Source organism: Pseudomonas cichorii (genome assembly GCF_019719005.1).
In the GTDB taxonomy this organism is placed as follows: domain Bacteria; phylum Pseudomonadota; class Gammaproteobacteria; order Pseudomonadales; family Pseudomonadaceae; genus Aquipseudomonas; species Aquipseudomonas cichorii_E.
In genome coordinates this window covers 1-4,210 of the sequence record NZ_JAIGPJ010000074.1, presented here as the reverse complement: position 1 = coordinate 4,210, position 4,210 = coordinate 1, and the positions used below count along the sequence as shown (strand labels likewise).

The 4,210-nt window shown below is 55.7% G+C and carries 6 protein-coding genes; 4 read left to right on the top strand and 2 right to left on the bottom strand.

Translation table 11 applies throughout. The annotated features are described in order from the left end of the window. The first annotated feature begins 346 nt into the window (after positions 1 to 346). Positions 347 to 1,069: a LuxR family transcriptional regulator gene (locus K5D32_RS25595; protein WP_025259368.1), complete on the top strand. Its 723-nt coding sequence runs from the start codon at positions 347 to 349 to the stop codon at positions 1,067 to 1,069. A 99-nt stretch (positions 1,070 to 1,168) separates the two neighbouring features. Here the strand turns inward: K5D32_RS25595 and K5D32_RS25590 are convergent, their stop codons facing one another. Beyond that, on the bottom strand, positions 1,169 to 1,447 hold the full coding sequence (locus K5D32_RS25590; protein WP_025259369.1) for a DUF3509 domain-containing protein: 279 nt from the start codon (positions 1,445 to 1,447) through the stop codon (positions 1,169 to 1,171). A 300-nt stretch (positions 1,448 to 1,747) separates the two neighbouring features. Between K5D32_RS25590 and K5D32_RS25585 the strand changes: the two genes are divergently transcribed. Next, positions 1,748 to 2,278, top strand: a complete 531-nt coding sequence (locus tag K5D32_RS25585) for an ankyrin repeat domain-containing protein (RefSeq protein ID WP_221602300.1) — start codon at positions 1,748 to 1,750, stop codon at positions 2,276 to 2,278. An 84-nt stretch (positions 2,279 to 2,362) separates the two neighbouring features. Then, on the top strand, positions 2,363 to 2,887 hold the full coding sequence (locus tag K5D32_RS25580; protein ID WP_221576537.1) for a hypothetical protein: 525 nt from the start codon (positions 2,363 to 2,365) through the stop codon (positions 2,885 to 2,887). Here K5D32_RS25580 and K5D32_RS25575 read toward each other — a convergent pair. Further along, complete coding sequence (locus tag K5D32_RS25575) at positions 2,884 to 3,810, bottom strand: ZIP family metal transporter (protein ID WP_221576538.1); 927 nt, start codon at positions 3,808 to 3,810, stop codon at positions 2,884 to 2,886. The two genes, K5D32_RS25580 and K5D32_RS25575, sit on opposite strands and share 4 nt — an antisense overlap. Positions 3,811 to 3,938: 128 nt before the next feature. On the opposite strand from K5D32_RS25575, the gene K5D32_RS25570 reads away from it, so the two are divergent. Continuing rightward, positions 3,939 to 4,130 (top strand): PLDc N-terminal domain-containing protein, encoded by a 192-nt coding sequence (locus K5D32_RS25570; RefSeq protein WP_025259373.1) that lies wholly within the window; start codon positions 3,939 to 3,941, stop codon positions 4,128 to 4,130. Positions 4,131 to 4,210: the final 80 nt, after the last annotated feature.

The following is a 4,210-nucleotide window of genomic DNA, read 5'->3' as shown; positions in this document are numbered from 1 at the left end:
AACCCATTGATTTTATTGAAGGAGGCACTTGGGCATGAACCTGTTCAACACTTAACGCAGACATAGCCAATTTATTCGCGAAGACGGCATTCCAGACGATGCATTTTCTTTGGATGTACCGTCTTCTCGCGAATGAATTCGCTCCTACGGCCATCATTCTTTGCTGATCTGTCATCCGCGTCTTGCTTTCAGGTAGGCCCGTGCCTGTCTGTTTGTGCATAAATCCTGTTTGTTTTAGCCCTCGATTTTAAACGCAATTATTCGTGTAATTTCTGGCGGCCATTCCCCCTGATTGATCAAAAACAGCAACTGTGCATACCGAGGGGGCGCAACAGGAGCGGCAGCGATGTGCAGTGCCAGGACAGTAAATACAACGATGGGTTTATTGATACAGCAGATGGTCAGCAGTATTGCCGAGGACGATGGTCAGGTGGCTATCGAAAATGCACTTCAGTGGCTCAGGCAGGAGTGCCGGTGTGAGCGGGCAATGTTCTATCAGTTCAAGGGCCCGTTATTGCTGACGTTCATCACTTCCAATGTCGAGGATGTCTGGGGAGATATCTATCGAAACCATCGCATGCTGACGGAAGATCCGGTTATCCGTTGTTATCGCAATACACAGGGCTTTGTCGATTGGCGCGAGGCGTTCAAGCAGTATCAGGCGCCTGATTGCTACAACGCCGCGGTTGAAGCCTGCCAATTGCTGCCGGCCTTGTCCTACGGGTACTCCAGCCATTGTCGGGGTGTCAGTGGCGTAACTTCGGTATGTACCTTGAGCGCGATGCAGCGTGCTACGACCACCGAGGACCGATACCTGCTGAGCAGTCTGGTCCCTGTGCTTCATACGGTCGGCAGGGGAACCAGATTCCGTTCCCATGGCCTGACTGTGAAAGAGCTGGAAATCCTGCAGTGGGCACGTGATGGCAAGACGGCCTGGGAAATTGCCTTGATCCGCGAGGTGTCCGAGGCCACGATCAAATATCACTTCAAGATGATCTACAGCAAGCTCGGGGTCGCCAATCGGGCTCAGGCCGTGGGGGAAGCTCTTTGTCGAGGCCTGATCAAATGAGCAAAAAAAACCGCGAGAACAAGAATGTTGTCGCGGATAACAAGGGAGGAGGTTGCCGCCGATTGCAGTCGGCGGCTGGATGCAGGATGAAGCGTGTGATCAGCGGGTGTGATAAGTCGGCAGGTCAAAACGCTGCTGGCTTTGCAGCATCGTGATGGCAGGCAAATCACTGGCCTGGGCTGCCAGGTCACGGCGAATCGCGCTGATGACCCACTCAAGCTGAACAGGCGTGTGCAGTTGTGCGTAAGAGATGGAACGGCGGATCTGTTTGCCTTCGTTATCGCGCAAGGACAGGAGCACACCACCGTCAGGACGAGGCTGAGTGGTCACGGTGTAGCTGGAGAATACGGATGCGAATTTTTCTTGGATAAAAGACATGTCTAGCGGCTCCATTGCTCACGGGATAACAAACCTGTGAGTAGTGTTGCAGTGTCCATGCCAGCGTTTGCCTTTTATTAAAATCCTTTAAAATCAATGAGTTGAAAATATGATGGTTTTCATCTTTCGTGCAATTTGCATGAATAGCCATCGTGCATCCTGCATTTTGCTGGTTGTGGCCACAGTGGATGCAGGCAGGAATATTTTCCTATGAGACGCATAGCTTGACCTGTGGCCCTCATCTGACAAGACTTGGGCTCATTGTATCGAGCGCCATTAGTGGCATTGAGGGAGAAACCTATGACCGATCCAGTCACCCATGCCCCGAAAACCATGACGGATGATGAAGCCGCCGAGTTCGCCGAGCAGGTTTTCGAAGTCGCCCGGCAAGGTGATGCACTGATGTTGAGTCGGCTGCTGGAGAAGGGGCTGCCTGTCAATCTGCGCAATCACAAGGGCGATACGCTGCTGATGCTCGCCAGTTACTACGGCCAGCAGGACGCGGTGCGTGTGCTGCTTGAACACAAGGCCGACCCGCAGATCCGTAATGACAATGGCCAGAGCCCTATTGCCGGTGCTGCGTTCAAGGGTGATCTTGCGGTCGTCAGACTTCTGGTCGAGTCGGGTGCGGATGTGGAGGGTGCTTCGGCGGACGGTCGGACGGCTCTGATGATGGCCGCGATGTTCAACCGTAGCGAAATCGTCGATTACCTGATCGGCCAGGGAGCCAACCCCAATGCCCGCGACGCCAAGGGCGTCAACGCCCTGGCGGCTGCCCAGGCGATGGGCGCAACGGAAACAGCCGCTCAGTTGAGCAAACTGATGGTTTAGCGCGCTGATCCTGAATCGATAGAGGTGTGCAGCGTTTCCCGTTATCCTGCGCGCCTCGTTTTTGCCTCTATCAGGATCTCCCCCATGAAAGACTCCCTCATTGAATTAATCAGCAAAATCAGTTCGGGCTGCATGGGGGAAGACGAGATCGCAGGCATCGCCGCCGAAGCCGCTCAGGCTTACGCGGACCCCGAAGCCTTTCTGGCAGCCAATCCGGATATCAACTACGACGATACATTCCCCATTCCTCTGGGCGAGTGGGTAGTGGTCGGCAGCCTGCCGGAAACCGTGCTGTTCCAGGCAGACACTTACATGGATCTGTTCGAGCAGATCGTGCAGTCGTTCGGCAAGGATGTATCTTTCAACATCAAGCCAAAGCAACTGGCCAAGGTGGAGGCCTTGACCGCCCTCAACCGTATCCAGATCCAGCTCGGCAGCATGAACAAGGAAATGGGTGGCTACGTGCTTGTGGATTTCAGCCAGCCGCTGGACGACGAACTTCAGGCAGTGCTGGTCTACGGCTGTGATGAGGCGCGAGTGCTGGAACTGGCGGCTACTGCCGGCATCCATGCTGCATCGTCATTGCAGGCGCTCAAAGCCAACGCCTAACCCAGGGCTGTATCCAGAAACATCATGACTCCGAAGCCCAGCATCAGGCCCAGTGTGGCTGAGGTCTGGTGACCATTGCGGTGGGTTTCCGGGATAACTTCGTGGGACACCACGAAAATCATCGCACCTGCTGCCAGACCAAGGCTCAGCGGGTAGGCGATCGCAAAACCGCTGGAAATTCCCAGGCCGACCAGCGAGCCCAGAGGCTCCATCAGGCCTGAACCGATTGCCACCAGCATGGCCTTGAATGCCGAAAGGCCGGTTGCCCGTAACGCCAGGGCAATGGCCAGACCTTCGGGAATATCCTGGATGGCAATGGCGGTGGTCAGTGGCATGCCCACATTCATGTCGCCGCCGGCAAAGCTGACGCCAATGGCCATGCCTTCCGGCAGGTTGTGCAGGGTAATTGCCAGCACGAATAGCCAGACCCTGTTGATACGGTCGGAGTCAGGCCCTTGCCGGCCAACGCTTTCGTGTTCATGGGGTGTGAAGCGATCCAGGCCGAGCATCAACAGCACCCCAAGTCCCAGGCCGGAAACCACGGTGGCAGCCGCGAGCGGGCCATTACCTGTAATCTCCCGGGCTGCGGCCAGCCCCGGCAAAATCAGCGAAAAGGAGCTGGCAGCCAGCATCATTCCGGCAGCAAAACCGAGCATGATGTCCTGGGTTCGCTGGCTGATGTTGCGGAAGGCGACAGCCATGACCGCACCCAGCGCCGTGGCCCCGAAACCTGCCGAGCCGCCGATCAGGGCGTAGGTCAGATTGCTCTGATTGGTCCCGAAGAAGGCGTTATAGAGACTGGCGGCCCCCAGGCCAAGCACGATGATCAGCGCCAGGAGAAATCCCAGGCTCACCAGCGGGCTGGTCTGCAGTTGAGCCGACCATGTCGCCCAGAGTGTGCGGGGTTGAAGGGGTGTTTGCATGGAGGACGACCTGTCTGGAAACATGATTCAAAGGATAGCGGACTCAGTTTCCGAGCATGAAAATATGCGGTTGGTTCAATGGAGCTGACTATTCTCTATTCCGTCATTACTCAATCGGGAACACCATCATGGGCTCCACTTTCAATAGCCTGATCGGCTTGATCATTCTTGCTCTGGATATCTGGGCCATCATCAATGTACTGAAAAGCAGTGCCAGCACCGGGGCGAAAATTCTCTGGATACTGCTGATCCTGTTGCTGCCGGTATTGGGGCTGATCATTTGGGCCATTGCCGGACCGCGGGGCAATGTTCGTATTTGATGCCGTCTGGTAATCAGATGGACTCGCCCCCGCCGAGGCGTCTATGCGCCACGGTGGCATCCTATAGATGTCAACGACAG